The 13,835-nt window shown below is 33.2% G+C and carries 14 protein-coding genes; 6 read left to right on the forward strand and 8 right to left on the reverse strand.

The window, feature by feature from the left end; translation table 11 throughout:
* Nucleotides 1–65 precede the first annotated feature (65 nt).
* Together NMK29_RS17675 and NMK29_RS17680 are read left to right on the forward strand one after the other, a co-directional pair.
* The gene (locus NMK29_RS17675) at nucleotides 66–1,598 is read left to right on the forward strand and encodes a GH3 auxin-responsive promoter family protein (RefSeq protein ID WP_108802192.1); all 1,533 of its coding nucleotides are present in this window, start codon (nucleotides 66–68) and stop codon (nucleotides 1,596–1,598) included.
* A gap of 225 nt (nucleotides 1,599–1,823) precedes the next feature.
* Nucleotides 1,824–2,168: a hypothetical protein gene (locus NMK29_RS17680; RefSeq protein WP_027393493.1), complete on the forward strand. Its 345-nt coding sequence runs from the start codon at nucleotides 1,824–1,826 to the stop codon at nucleotides 2,166–2,168.
* Nucleotides 2,169–2,257: 89 nt separating this feature from the next.
* On the opposite strand, the gene clpX is transcribed toward NMK29_RS17680, so the two are convergent.
* From clpX to NMK29_RS17720, 8 genes are all read right to left on the reverse strand, one after another.
* Nucleotides 2,258–3,490, reverse strand: coding sequence for an ATP-dependent Clp protease ATP-binding subunit ClpX (clpX, locus tag NMK29_RS17685; RefSeq protein WP_108802193.1), 1,233 nt, complete (start codon nucleotides 3,488–3,490; stop codon nucleotides 2,258–2,260).
* 95 nt (nucleotides 3,491–3,585) lie between these two features.
* Entirely contained in the window at nucleotides 3,586–4,260 is a 675-nt protein-coding gene (gene clpP, locus NMK29_RS17690; protein WP_108802194.1) for an ATP-dependent Clp endopeptidase proteolytic subunit ClpP, read from the reverse strand.
* Nucleotides 4,261–4,361: 101 nt separating this feature from the next.
* Nucleotides 4,362–5,684: a trigger factor gene (gene tig, locus NMK29_RS17695; RefSeq protein ID WP_108802195.1), complete on the reverse strand. Its 1,323-nt coding sequence runs from the start codon at nucleotides 5,682–5,684 to the stop codon at nucleotides 4,362–4,364.
* A gap of 86 nt (nucleotides 5,685–5,770) precedes the next feature.
* Entirely contained in the window at nucleotides 5,771–6,118 is a 348-nt protein-coding gene (locus NMK29_RS17700) for a phage holin family protein (protein ID WP_108802323.1), read from the reverse strand.
* A gap of 109 nt (nucleotides 6,119–6,227) precedes the next feature.
* On the reverse strand, nucleotides 6,228–7,769 hold the full coding sequence (locus NMK29_RS17705) for a G-D-S-L family lipolytic protein (protein WP_108802324.1): 1,542 nt from the start codon (nucleotides 7,767–7,769) through the stop codon (nucleotides 6,228–6,230).
* Nucleotides 7,770–7,776: 7 nt separating this feature from the next.
* Nucleotides 7,777–9,030, reverse strand: coding sequence for an OmpP1/FadL family transporter (locus NMK29_RS17710; protein WP_027393487.1), 1,254 nt, complete (start codon nucleotides 9,028–9,030; stop codon nucleotides 7,777–7,779).
* 111 nt (nucleotides 9,031–9,141) lie between these two features.
* Nucleotides 9,142–9,909, reverse strand: a complete 768-nt coding sequence (locus NMK29_RS17715) for an alpha/beta fold hydrolase (protein ID WP_108802196.1) — start codon at nucleotides 9,907–9,909, stop codon at nucleotides 9,142–9,144.
* Between the two features lie 7 nt (nucleotides 9,910–9,916).
* Nucleotides 9,917–10,630, reverse strand: coding sequence for a pyridoxine 5'-phosphate synthase (locus tag NMK29_RS17720; protein WP_108802197.1), 714 nt, complete (start codon nucleotides 10,628–10,630; stop codon nucleotides 9,917–9,919).
* A 96-nt stretch (nucleotides 10,631–10,726) separates the two neighbouring features.
* On the opposite strand from NMK29_RS17720, the gene NMK29_RS17725 reads away from it, so the two are divergent.
* The 4 genes from NMK29_RS17725 (at nucleotide 10,727) to NMK29_RS17740 (ending at nucleotide 13,834) form a co-directional block, all read left to right on the forward strand.
* A complete protein-coding gene (locus NMK29_RS17725) occupies nucleotides 10,727–11,383 on the forward strand; it encodes a CBS domain-containing protein (RefSeq protein ID WP_108802198.1) in 657 nt (218 codons plus the stop codon).
* A gap of 40 nt (nucleotides 11,384–11,423) precedes the next feature.
* Entirely contained in the window at nucleotides 11,424–12,308 is an 885-nt protein-coding gene (locus tag NMK29_RS17730; protein ID WP_027393483.1) for an NAD kinase, read from the forward strand.
* Nucleotides 12,309–12,408: 100 nt separating this feature from the next.
* On the forward strand, nucleotides 12,409–13,092 hold the full coding sequence (locus NMK29_RS17735; protein ID WP_108802199.1) for a DUF6089 family protein: 684 nt from the start codon (nucleotides 12,409–12,411) through the stop codon (nucleotides 13,090–13,092).
* 4 nt (nucleotides 13,093–13,096) lie between these two features.
* The gene (locus NMK29_RS17740) at nucleotides 13,097–13,834 is read left to right on the forward strand and encodes an isoprenyl transferase (protein ID WP_108802200.1); all 738 of its coding nucleotides are present in this window, start codon (nucleotides 13,097–13,099) and stop codon (nucleotides 13,832–13,834) included.
* Nucleotide 13,835 lies beyond the last annotated feature (1 nt).

Consider the following 13,835-nt stretch of genomic DNA (forward strand, 5'->3'; position numbering starts at 1 on the left):
TTTCCGATGAAAGTCAATCACACAATCATATTAATGCTAATTTCAGCTCAAAGATACATCAAAAAATGCCAATCCCTTTAGTCAATTCTATAGCTAGCTGGTTCTTAAAAAAGCGTTTTCACCAGATGGAGCTCTTCCTTAAGTACCCCAATGAAGTACAGCTAGAATTATTACATGTTCTACTGGAAACAGCCAGAAATACTGAGTTTGGCAAAACCTATGATTTTTCTTCTATCCATAATTACGAAACCTTTAAAGAACGTGTTCCTATTAGATCTTATGAAGATTATGAAGAAATGATCGAACGGAGCAGATTAGGAGAACACAATATATATTGGCCTACCCCAATTAAATGGTTTGCTAAATCTAGTGGAACTACAAATGCAAAAAGCAAATTTATTCCTGTTAGCCAAGAATCTCTAGAAGATTGTCATTATGCCGCAGGGAAAGATCTATTATGCATGTATCTTAATAACAACGAAAATTCTAAGCTATTTACAGGAAAAAGTCTTCGGTTAGGCGGAAGCAAAGAATTATATAAAGAAAACGGCACCTCTTTTGGTGATCTGTCAGCTATAATCATTGATAATATGCCCTTTTGGGCAGAATATAGCTCAACTCCAAGCAATGAAGTTTCTTTAATGAGTGATTGGGAAACGAAGATGACGGCGATCGTTAATGAGACTATTCAAGAAAATGTTACAAGTCTAGCTGGAGTTCCATCTTGGATGCTAGTTTTATTAAATCAAGCACTAGAGACCACTGGACAAGAGCATTTATTCGAAATATGGAATAACATAGAAGTATACTTCCATGGAGGAGTTAGTTTTGAACCATATATTGATCAATACAAAAAAATATTACCAGGAGATTCCTTTAAGTATTATGAAATCTACAACGCATCAGAAGGTTTTTTTGCAATTCAAGATCAAAACGAATCTTCCGAGCTTTTATTAATGCTCGATTATGGAATCTTTTATGAATTTATACCTATGAATACCTATGGCACAAATAATGAAAAAGTAATTTCTTTAAGTGACGTAGAAATTGGCATCAATTATGCCGTTATAATTACCACTAATGCAGGTCTATGGAGATACAAAATTGGAGATACCGTACGTTTTACTTCTATAAATCCTTATAGAATTAAGGTCTCCGGAAGAACTAAACACCATATTAATGTGTTTGGAGAAGAATTGATTATAGAAAACGCAGAAGAAGCTTTAAGAAAGACTACAAAAGATACTGATTGTGAAATTGTGGATTATACAGTAGCTCCTATTTTTATGGAAGGTAAAGAAAAAGGAGCTCATGAATGGATGATTGAATTTAAAAAACAGCCTAAAGATCTTACGCTGTTTACCAAAATCTTAGATCAAAACCTTCAGAATATCAATAGTGATTATGAAGCTAAAAGATATAACAACACTACTTTAAATATATTAAGGGTTAACAAAGCAAGACCTCAATTATTTTATGATTGGCTTAAGAAAAATAACAAATTAGGAGGTCAGCATAAAATCCCAAGGCTTTCTAATTCTAGAAAATATCTTGATGAGTTATTACAATTAAACAAGGTAAATTCTTATTCGATTTAAGGATGTTATAAATTGTAATTTAGCGAAGTAAATTTCCCAGAATCTATTTTTTAAAATACGGTTTTACCACAAAAACAATACGTAATAAATTCTGTTTTTTGTTAAAAAACAAGTATTTCATCGGCAAAAAAAAACGATTTGTCTAAAAAATAAAAAATATCTTTCGTACCCTTTATTTTCATATTAAATTTGTTTTCAGTTAGTTACAAAACAAACGTCCCAAATATGAAAAAGTTTTTACTCAGTATTGTTTTTATTTCGTTCTCTATCGCTGCAAGTGCACAGGAAATCAACACAGAAAAAAACATTGAAGAGAATACCACTTCTAAAGAGTTACCTTTGATAAGTAATCATATATCTTTATCGACAATCAATACTACAGCAAAAACTACAAAACTAGATAATGTATGTTACGGAGAGACTTCTAAAGTTGCATTTTATGAAGTTTTAATATCTAAAAATGGTTTTGATATAAACCTTAAAGATAGCACTGATCTTGTTATAAAAAACACTGAGGAAATTATTTCAAAAAAAATAGAAGAGACTTTATATTCTGAAGAAGAAGAATAGTAACCAACCATATATTGTAAAGCACAATAAAAAACTCCTTAGATGTTAAATCTAAGGAGTTTTTTATTTCTATTAGTAAAGAACCTACTTTATGAAACTGCTTTCAGTTTATTGATAGTAGATTTATTCAGTTTTTTCTCTGCATAATCTTTAGTTACCCTTAATTCAGTTTCTTCACTTTCTGGCAACTCGTACATTGCATCTGTAAGAATCGCTTCGCACAATGAGCGCAATCCTCTAGCTCCTAACTTATACTCTACAGCTCTTTCTACAATATAATCTAAAGCTCCAGGTGTAATCGTAAATTCGATATTATCCATTTCGAACAGCTTTTTATACTGCTTTATGATAGCATTCTTAGGCTCTGTTAAAATTGCTCTTAATGTATGATTATCCAATGGATTCATATGAGATAATACTGGAAGACGTCCTATAATCTCAGGAATCAATCCAAAATCTTTTAAATCCTTAGGGATTATATATTGTAATAGATTATCCTTCTCTATAGTATCCTCCGACTTAGATGCACTAAAGCCCATTGCCTGCATATTCAATCGCTTCTGTATAGCATTCTCGATACCATCAAAAGCTCCACCAGCAATAAAAAGGATATTCTCTGTATTTACTTCAATAAACTTTTGATCTGGATGCTTTCGTCCTCCTTTTGGCGGAACATTAACTACAGTTCCTTCTAACAGCTTCAATAAAGCTTGCTGAACTCCTTCTCCAGAAACATCTCTTGTTATACTAGGATTGTCACTCTTACGCGCAATTTTATCGATCTCGTCAATAAAAACTATACCGCGCTGCGCTTTTTCTAAATTATAATCAGCAGCTTGCAATAAACGTGTAAGAATACTTTCTACATCTTCACCAACATATCCTGCCTCAGTAAGAACAGTAGCATCAACTATTGCTAATGGTACGTTTAGCATTTTAGCGATAGTTTTAGCTATCAAAGTTTTACCAGTACCTGTTTGACCTACCATAATGATATTACTTTTCTGAATTTCAATATCATCATCAGTATTTGGCTGTAATAAACGTTTATAATGATTATACACAGCAACAGACATCACTTTCTTAGTGAATTCTTGACCGATTACATATTCATCCAAAAACTTTTTAATAGCCATAGGCTTACGAAGCATTAATTCAGAGCTCAGTTCTCCTGTCTCTTCATCTCTAGCCTCTTCAACAACAATTCCGTGAGCTTGAACAATACAACGATCACAAATGTGAGCGTCCAAACCTGCAATCAATAAATTGGTCTCTGGCTTTTTTCTTCCACAAAACGAGCATTCTAAATCTTCTTTCGGCATAATTATCTATTTCAAAAACTTGTTTGTTATTCAAATTTATAACAAACATTACTAGGGGCGCAAAATATAAACTTTGCTTTTATTTTAATTATATATTATTCTCTTGTAAGTATTTCATCAATCATACCATACTCAAGAGCTTTATCAGCTTTCATCCAATAGTCTCTATCACTATCTTCATAAACTTTGTCATATGTCTGACCTGAATGTTTTGCTATAATTTGATATAGTTCTTCTTTTAATGTCAATATCTCTCTAGCAGTTATTTCGATATCACTCGCCTGTCCTTGGGCTCCTCCAAGCGGCTGATGAATCATTACTCTACTGTGAGGCAATCCAGAACGTTTTCCTTTTTCTCCAGCACATAATAATACAGCTCCCATAGACGCTGCCATTCCTGTACAAATAGTAGCTACATCAGGTTTAATAAATTGCATTGTATCATAAATTCCTAAACCAGCATAAACACTCCCACCAGGAGAATTTATATATATCTGTATATCTTTAGAAGAATCAACACTTTCTAAAAACAAAAGCTGTGCTTGTATAATATTCGCTACCTGATCGTTAATACCAGTACCCAAAAAGATAATACGATCCATCATTAATCGAGAGAATACATCAAAAATAGCTACATTCATTTGACGTTCTTCTATAATATTAGGAGTCATACCTACTGGATACATACTACTTATAATTTGATCATAGTAATTACTATTGATACCGTGATGTTGCGTAGCGTATTTTTCGAATTCTTTTCCGTAATTCATATGTTCTTTTTCTGAAATTTTGTTTTTATAAAAAAGGCGTTAACCAAAACTTGGTTTAACGCCCTAAATATAAGTATAAATTCCTTATTAGTATGTGTTGATTATTTGTAAACTTCTTTTACAAAATCATCAAAACTTACTTCTTTTTCTTTCAATTTAACATTCTCTTTATAGTATCCAAGTAATTTCTGGCTCATAAGTTGCTCAGAAATCCTTTTTACCTCATCCTGATTAGATAAAATTCTTGCCGCTATATCTTCTAACTCCTTATCTTCTGGAGACATTTGACCAAACTGAGCCATTTGTCCTTTTATTAAGTTTTTAGCGAATTCTTTTAACTCTTCAAAAGTAACCTGAAGATTATTATCATTGATTAGTTTTCCTTCGATTAACTGAAAGCGTAATCCTTTCTCGCTTTTCTCATACTCATCTTTCGCCTCATCCTCTGTCAAAGGTTGCTCTCCAGTAGCTTGAATCCACTTTTGTAAGAACTCAGCAGGTAAATCAAATTTAGTGTTTTCAAGTACACTTTCTGTAACATCATTCAGTAACTGCTGATCAGACTGCTGAACAAACTGTCGATCCGCATCTTCTTTGATCTTTTCCTTAAGTTCAGTAACAGTTTTTACTGTATCCTTACCATAAATTTTATCAAATAAATCTTGATCTAATTCAGCTAATTCTTGATTATTAATTTCAGAAATAGTAAAAGTTACCTCAACTTCTAATCCTTTAGCATCATCTTGACTAACTTTTAACGCATTTATCAAATCTTGATCATCAGAAAACAGGCCTTTTGTTTTTAGCGTAAGTACATCACCAACTTTAGAACCAATAAACTTATCTAAGTTTCTTTTTCCTTTGATTTTATCTAATGAAATAGTGGTTTGATTGTTAATTTCTTTCTCTTCATTAACAAAAGTACCAGCAATTAAATCATCCTTCTCTGCAGCATCCTTTGGTACTAATTTACCATATTGCTTTTGAATTGTTTTGATTTGATTATCGATCATTTCGTCACTAGCTACAATCTTATAATGTGTTATAGCCTTCTTACCATTAAGTTTTACCTCAAATTTTGGCGCCAAACCTAATTCAAACTCAAAAGAATAATCATCAGAATCCCAATCAAAGTTTTCTTGTTCTTTAGGTAAAGGATTTCCTAAAACATCCAATTTTTCCTCTGTTAGATACTTATTTAGAGCATCTTGTAACAATTTATTTACCTCATCTACTAAAACTGCTCTCCCATATTGCTTTTTTACCAATCCCATAGGAACATGGCCTTTTCTAAAACCAGGAATATTGGCATTTTTGCGATAATCTTTAAGAATGTTATCTACCTTATCGCTATAATCTGCTTTTGCAATATCTACTGTAACTACAGCATTTAAATCGTCTAATTGCTCTTTTGAAATATTCATTATCTCTACTTTTTTGTACTAAAAATCGGGTTGCAAAAGTAATACTTTTTTACAACTCAACAAAGTTTTAACTTCCTGAAAAACAGTTAGCTTTTATCTTTCTTTAAAATAGAGTACAATATAGATTGAAACACGGATAACAAAACACTAAATATTAATGCCCATAACCAACCGTTAACTCCAAAACCAGACACAAAGTGATCCGCCATAAGTATGATCGCAGCATTAATTACTAATAGGAATAGCCCTAAGGTGACGATCGTAACAGGAAGTGTCAAAATTACTAACAATGGTTTCACAACCGCATTTAAAACAGCTAAGAGCACAGCTACAATCAATGCGCTGAAATAGCTATCTACACTAACTCCAGGTAAAATCTCTGCCAACACCAATACAGCAATTGCACTGAGAATCATTTTTAATAAGAATTTCATCATATACAGGTTTAGATTGATTCTCAAATTACTAAAAACAATACAATAAAAAAACCTGCTATTAAAATAATAGCAGGCTCATATATTTTATATAATACCTTAAAGAAGGTTAGTTCACCTCATTACTAAGTGTAACAGTTCCGTAATCTCCAGGATTAACAGAAGGCAAAGTAGCTCCATAAGTTTCTTCGATTTCTTCTAACACTGCATTCGTTAAAATCGCATGTGCTCTTGGTGTAGGATGTACTCCATCTAAAGAGAATCCACCACCAGTTACAAAAGTTGAAGTTACAACTCCAGAATCAAAAGGAATACCGCTACCCGCAGCCTGACTTAAGATTGACTTTACATCTACAAAAGCTAAACCATTAGCAGCCGCTAATGCTCTTATAGTAGTATTAAAAGAATCCTGAGCACTAGTTACAGCAGCTTGTTCTGCTTCTGTCAATACATCAGCATCTCCTAAAGGAACAGAAACCCCAGTAATTAAAGTACCATCTCCCGTAAGATCAACACCTATATTACCTGCTGATGTTAATGGAATTAAATCCGAAGAAGTAGCCTGTCTTAATTGACCCAAAAGTCCCGCTGTTTGAGCATCTAAATTAAAAGGAGCTCCCTGTATTATTGTTGAGATATCTGTTAATGATTCATCTACTATAGTTACAAAGTTCTGACCAGCCACAAAATTAATTTGTCTACTTCCAGCTTCTTCTGCACTTATTAGACCAAGTCCGGCTAACCCAGGAAGTATTTGAGTATTATAAGCAGCAAATTGAGAATTTAAAAATGCGGCAGTTTGTGCATCTAAAGGTACTGCATTAGTTGGTACAGTTGTAAAAAATGGAAGTGATGTTACACTTGGCAAATTAAGAACTACACCTTTTGCTCCATTTGCAGTAAGAGCATCTAATAAATTACTATAAACAGAAGCAAAAACATTACTATTAGTAATATCACTTCCTCCATAAGTAGTAGGATCTATATTTCCAGTAACATTGTGATCTTCTCCCACACCTCCAGAAGTAGCATAACTTAAGATGTCATTATTACCTATCCATAAACTAAAGAATGTTGGGCTTTGTGCAACTGCATCTGCAATAACTGTAGCGTCTGCAGAAGAAGCAAATCTAGCAAAATAAGGGTTTGCTAAACCTGCAGCAACACCTGCAACATTTCCATATCCAGGAGCAGCTAAATGAAAACTTTTAGCTCCTGGAACTCCCATATTATTAAAAGAAGCACCTAGGTTATTTGATATTTCAGTTGTCGGCATTGCACCTGTATAAGGTGTAGGGCCTGGATTACCATCTGCATCAAAAGCTAATACCAATCTATTTCCTAAAATCTGAGTCCCTCCTAATAAGGCTCCACCAGCATTATCCGCCATTAAAGGCTGAGTAAAGTCTCCTCCACCTGCTAAAGCAAATTGTTGAGATAATATGTTTGGGTATGAATTCTCTTGCCCCGTTATATACAAAGCATTATCTGCAAAACCAGCAGTTAGCGAATTTCCTAAAGCTACATAATTAGAAAAATCAGCTTCTCCACTAGTATACACACCAGCATCATCAATTGGATTGTCAAACTCTGGCTCACAAGCTACTAAACCTAATGCCAGAATTGCTAAATATTTTATATTGTTTTTCATCTTCATTTTATAATTTATAAGTTAAACCAAGTCCTGGCGCAAATGCGCTTGATTTATATGTTCCTCCAAATGGAACATTCTGCCCATTTTCTTCATAAAAATCATAGGATGCATCAACCTCTTCAAACCTTAGATAAAAGAAAGAAGCGTCAATTGCTAACTTAGGAGTAATTGCAAAACTTACACCTCCTGAAAAACCTTGAGAATCGTTACGAGGTGTTTCTGGTGCAAAAAATCCAGATTGAACAGGAGATTCATCAATATAGTATCCTGCACGAAGTGAAATCTTAGAAGTTGCATCATATTGTAATCCAAAACGATATACCGATGAGTTCTTATAATTACGTGGATTAATAGAAGTTGCTCCATTACCAAACTGTAAATCTAAAGATTCGTATACATCCCAGAACTGTCTGTTATAATCAAAAGCAAACAACCACTTATCATGGAACTGATAAGAAAGTCCTACTGTCAATTCAGCAGGCAATGGCAATTCTGCATTAAAAGTAGTAGTTCCATTTGCAGGAACACCAGGAGCAGTAGTAACAGGGAAATTAGAGAAAGTCGCCTCTCCTCCTTCTGCTTCAAGAATAATTTCACTACGATAACTAAATCCTAATCTAAAATTTTCTGTTGGGTTAAACATGGCACTTACACTCCAACCCCAATTATTAACTCCAGAATCATCTATAGTAATATTAGCACGATTTCCATCAATATCCGTAGTCGTTCTATTAGCATTTCTATTAAAATTCACAGAACCTGTAACAAAAATAGGTCCTCCCCCAATACTAAACTGGTCAGATAATTTAATAGAAACTACAGGTTGAATATAAATTGCAGCTAATTCAATATTATTTACTAAATGGGAACCAGCCCAATCTGTTGGCCAAGTTACCTCACTACCATAAGGAGTGTACACCCCAAGTCCTAGTGCCAACCAATCATTCACCTTATAAGATCCATATAAGTTAAGTGGAGTCCCAACAGAACTATCAGTTTCTGAAGAAATCCCAAGATCTGAATTTTGATAAATAACATCGGTAAAAATACCGCTCGCACCAGCACTTATATTCAGCTTATTTTCTAAATATACAAGACCAGCTGGATTAAAGAATACTAACTCCGCACTATTTACCACGGCAACACCTGTGTGCCCCATAGCCATAGCTCTCTGTCCTTGCACACTAACTCTATATCCACCGGCATATGTGACTAAAGTCACTAAGGCGAATAGAACTAATAATAGTAGTTTTTTCATAATAAATTAAAATTGTTTTTGTTTTTATAAGAATAAAGCACCAAATTTAGTAGAAAATACCAATTATCCAACTAAATCATTAAAATATTATGCATACATAACATTTTTTGTTCAATTTTTGAGAAATTCCAACAAAGTCATTAAAAATTCCGAAGGGTTCTCGGCGTGCAACCAATGTCCAGCGTTAGAAATTTCCCCTATTTTTGACTTAGGAAACTGTTTCTTTATAAGATCTATATCTTCATCTATTATATAATTAGATTTTTGTCCTCTCAGAAAAAGAGTATCACCAGCGTACAAATATTCTTCCGATAACGCAACTCCTATTTCAGAAGAATTACGAATCAAACTATTTAAATTCATGCGCAAACCAAGTTGCCCTTTTTCTTTCCAAAACAGATTTTTCATTAAAAACATACGAACACCAGCATCTCTGACATAAGGTTCTAATGCTTTGTCGACATCTCCTCTACTTTTTAAAACTTCAAAATCCAAAGAATCCAATCCATCTAAGATATCCTGATGATGTAACGGATAATACTTCGGGCCTATATCTGCTATTATCAATTTACCAACAATATCAGGATATTTCGCAGCAAAAAGCATTGCCGTTTTACCACCCATAGAATGACCAAGCAACACTATATCTTTAAGCCCATGATCTTTACAATACTCCAACAAATCTAAAGCAAGAATTTCATAATTAAATTCATCACTATGAGGACTACGACCATGATTTCTTTGATCGATTAAATGCATTTGATAACCTTGTTCTGATATCTTCTTAGCGAGCGTCTTCCAATTATCACCCATACCAAGAAATCCGTGTAATACCAAAAACGGAGTACCTTCTCCAAAAACGTTTGCATGTAACTTCATTGTTTATTTATTTGAGTTTATGTAGATACATATTGACCACATTTTCTAATCCAAGATATAGCGATTCACTTATTAAAGCATGTCCTATAGAAACCTCAAGTAAACCTGGAACATTTTCTTTAAAAAACTTGATGTTATCCAGCGAAAGATCGTGACCTGCATTCACACCTATATCAAGATCCATTGCAATCTTAGCACACTCAGCATATGAACGAACAATACTTTCATCTCCTTTTTCATACCCTGATGCAAAATCTTCAGTATATAATTCTATTCTATCCGCTCCAGTTTCTTTTGCACCTTCAACCATATTCTTTATTGGATCCACAAAAATCGAAGTTCGAATACCATTTCTTTTAAATTCTGATATAACTTCAGACAAAAAGCTCTTGTTTTTTATAGTATCCCAGCCTGCATTACTAGTTATAGCATCTATTGAATCTGGTACTAATGTTACTTGCGTAGGCATAATATCAGTAACCAATTCTATAAATTTTGGAATTGGATTCCCTTCAATATTATACTCTGTATGTACAATTGATTTTAAATCATAAGCATCCTGATATCTAATATGTCTTTCATCGGGCCTAGGATGTATCGTAATACCTTCTGCTCCAAAATCCTGAACATCAGCAGCAACTTTGAGTAAATCTGGAGTATTACCTCCTCTAGAATTACGTAAAGTTGCAATTTTATTGATATTAACACTTAACTTTGTCATAGTTTTTGATATAACTTTAATAAATAACAAAAATACGAAGTTGAGAGTGCCTCAGTTACATATTTTTGATTAATTTGCATAAAAAGCCCCGGGAATATGAAGACAAGTTTATACATAGTAAATGAAATAGCACCACTCGCCACTTCTGCTAAAGTTGTGGATGCACAATTATTATTTAATGAGCTCACCTATACTCACTTTCCTGTTTTAAATGACAAAACGTATGTAGGTTGTATTTCTGAAGCAGATGTTAGGTGTTTCGAAACTGAAAAAAAACTAGAATCATATGTATATGCCTTAGAAGGTTTTTTTGTCAGAAATGATGCTAATTGGCTTGACATATTAGAATCATTTGCTCAAAACCATTCCAACATCATGCCTGTTCTTGATGACGCAAACAATTATCAAGGGTATTTTGAATTAAGAGATATCATGAATCTCTTTAATGAAACACCATTTCTTAGTGAACCTGGCAATATTCTGATTGTAGAAAAAGGTGTTTTGGATTATTCTTTTAGTGAGGTTTCTCAAATTGTAGAATCTAACAACGCTAAATTACTTGGGCTTTTCATTTCTAATATGGAAAATGATGTAATTCAGATTACCTTAAAAATAAATGACAGTGACATCAATAATATTGTACAAACCTTTAGAAGATATAGCTACAATATTGTTTCTAAACACCACGAAGATTCTTTTCTAAATAACCTTAAAGAAAGATCTCAATATTTAGAAAAATACCTTAATATATAAATTAAAACATTGAGTAATAACTTAAACAAACTAAATTATAATGAAGATAGGTATTTACGGCCAGTTCTATCATGAAAAATCCGGGATATATATCCAACAATTACTCGAAGCTCTGGACAAAAATAATATCGAAGTAGTAATTGAAAAGAACTTTCTTGAGTTAATCGATCTTCATGATGATATTGACAAAAGTTACTCCCATTTTAGCACATTCGAAGAATTAGATCATTCTTATGATCTTTTCTTTAGTATTGGAGGAGACGGAACAATATTAAGGACTATTACTTATGTGAGGGATTTAGGAATCCCAATTGCGGGTATTAACACGGGAAGGTTAGGTTTTTTAGCAACTATCCAAAAAGAAGAGATAAAAGACACTATCGATTTAATCCTAGACAAAAAATATTACATATCACCTAGAACGATTGTAACTATAGACACCGTTCCTCCTTCTAATAAATTCGGCGTATTAAATTTTGCTATGAATGAAATTGCGGTCAGTAGAAGAAATACAACTTCTATGATCACTGTACACACAAGTCTTAATGATGAATTTTTAAATTCATATTGGGCTGACGGTTTAATTGTATCATCGCCTACAGGTTCTACAGGATATTCGCTTAGCTGCGGTGGTCCAGTCATGATGCCAGATGCAGAAAGTATGGTACTTACACCTATAGCTCCTCATAATCTTAATGCTCGGCCGTTAGTTATTCCTGATGACAAAGAAGTTAAACTACAGGTTTCTGGAAGAGAAGACACATATCTCGTATCGTTAGACTCAAGAATACATACCTTACCAAATGAAACCACTGTTGTTATCAAAAAAGCTCCTTTTAAGATTAATATGGTAGTTTTAGAAGGTGATAGTTTCCTAAAAACATTGAGAAAAAAAATGCTTTGGGGTGAAGATAAACGTAATTAAACAATAAAATCTACTAAAAAGTGTTTTTTAATTCATACTATTTTACTCAAATTCTTGTGTAGTAAAGTTAATTGTTATATTTGCAAACTTTTGAAAATCTATGAGATACTTAGCATCCTTTGTATTAATTTTGTTTTTTGGACAAACTATCAACTCCCAAACCTATGAGGTTGGACTAATGCTTGGTGGTTCTAACTATATTGGTGATGTAGGATCTTCCTATTATATTGCACCAAACTCGCTTGCTATTGGAGCAATTGGAAAATGGAATAGAAGTAAAAGACATGCCTTTAGGGCATCCTTTTTATACGCTAATCTAAAATCAAATGACGCTAACGGTGATGATAGAAGAGTCCAAAGAGGTTTCAGTTTTAACAATTCTGTAAAAGAATTTTCTTTAGGATTGGAGTTTAATTTCTGGGATTGGTATCTATATGATTCTCAACCACAGTTTACTCCATACCTATATACAGGTTTAACTGGTTTCAATTATAGTGCAAAAGCAGTTGATCCTATCAATGGAAATCAGATTAGCTCCTACAGCGAAAGATGGAGCGCATCAATTCCTATGGTAGTTGGAATTAAAAAAACAATTGGAAGGCACTGGGTACTTGGTGCAGAAATCGGAGCAAGATATACATTCACTGACAACTTGGATGGTAGTGATCCAGACAGTGCATTTGGGACAGGATTTGGTAATTTGGATAATAATGATTGGTATGTATTTACCGGAATAACATTATCCTACACATGGGGAAGAATACCATGTTATTGTGCATTTTAAAATAATGATTAATAAAGAACAACTTAACTCTAACATTCCAGAACACGTAGCCATCATTATGGATGGTAACGGAAGATGGGCTAAAAAGAAAGGACTTTTTAGAGCAGTAGGTCACGAAAACGGAACAAAAGCGGTTAGAGAAGCAGTAGAAGGGGCTGCAGAAATTGGTATTAAATATCTTACACTATATGCGTTTTCTACTGAAAATTGGAACAGACCAAAGTTAGAAGTAGAGACTTTAATGAAGCTTTTAGTAAGTTCTTTAAAAAAAGAAATCAAAACGCTACAAAAAAATAACATCCGCTTAAATGCAATTGGAAATCTCCAAGCGCTACCACAAAAAGCAAGAAAAGAATTACTGGAAGTTATTGAAAAGACTAAGGATAACAAGCATATGACACTTTCATTAGCACTTAGTTATGGCAGTAGAGAAGAGCTAATAAAAACTATTCAAGATATAAGTATTAAAGTTAAAAATAATGTACTTTCGCCACATCTTATAAATGAAGCAGTCATTAATGAGCATTTGTATACCAAAACACTACCAGATGTAGATTTATTAATACGTACTAGTGGAGAACAACGTATTAGTAATTTCTTATTATGGCAAATTGCGTATGCAGAATTATATTTTACTGAAATATTATGGCCTGATTTTAAAAGAACAGATTTGTTTGAGGCCATTTTAAATTATCAACAAAGAGAGAGAAGATTTGGAAAAACTAGTGAGCAGCTTAGTTAAA

The organism is Aquimarina sp. Aq107, assembly GCF_943733665.1.
Lineage (GTDB): Bacteria > Bacteroidota > Bacteroidia > Flavobacteriales > Flavobacteriaceae > Aquimarina.

Coding starts and splice junctions, on each gene's coding strand:
- NMK29_RS17675 (WP_108802192.1), top strand. CDS start 66: ATGCCAATCCCTTTAGTCAATTCTATAGCTAGCTGGTTCTTAAAAAAG.
- NMK29_RS17680 (WP_027393493.1), top strand. CDS start 1,824: ATGAAAAAGTTTTTACTCAGTATTGTTTTTATTTCGTTCTCTATCGCT.
- clpX (WP_108802193.1), bottom strand. CDS start 3,490: ATGCCGAAAGAAGATTTAGAATGCTCGTTTTGTGGAAGAAAAAAGCCA.
- clpP (WP_108802194.1), bottom strand. CDS start 4,260: ATGAATTACGGAAAAGAATTCGAAAAATACGCTACGCAACATCACGGT.
- tig (WP_108802195.1), bottom strand. CDS start 5,684: ATGAATATTTCAAAAGAGCAATTAGACGATTTAAATGCTGTAGTTACA.
- NMK29_RS17700 (WP_108802323.1), bottom strand. CDS start 6,118: ATGAAATTCTTATTAAAAATGATTCTCAGTGCAATTGCTGTATTGGTG.
- NMK29_RS17705 (WP_108802324.1), bottom strand. CDS start 7,769: ATGAAAAACAATATAAAATATTTAGCAATTCTGGCATTAGGTTTAGTA.
- NMK29_RS17710 (WP_027393487.1), bottom strand. CDS start 9,030: ATGAAAAAACTACTATTATTAGTTCTATTCGCCTTAGTGACTTTAGTC.
- NMK29_RS17715 (WP_108802196.1), bottom strand. CDS start 9,909: ATGAAGTTACATGCAAACGTTTTTGGAGAAGGTACTCCGTTTTTGGTA.
- NMK29_RS17720 (WP_108802197.1), bottom strand. CDS start 10,630: ATGACAAAGTTAAGTGTTAATATCAATAAAATTGCAACTTTACGTAAT.
- NMK29_RS17725 (WP_108802198.1), top strand. CDS start 10,727: ATGAAGACAAGTTTATACATAGTAAATGAAATAGCACCACTCGCCACT.
- NMK29_RS17730 (WP_027393483.1), top strand. CDS start 11,424: ATGAAGATAGGTATTTACGGCCAGTTCTATCATGAAAAATCCGGGATA.
- NMK29_RS17735 (WP_108802199.1), top strand. CDS start 12,409: ATGAGATACTTAGCATCCTTTGTATTAATTTTGTTTTTTGGACAAACT.
- NMK29_RS17740 (WP_108802200.1), top strand. CDS start 13,097: ATGATTAATAAAGAACAACTTAACTCTAACATTCCAGAACACGTAGCC.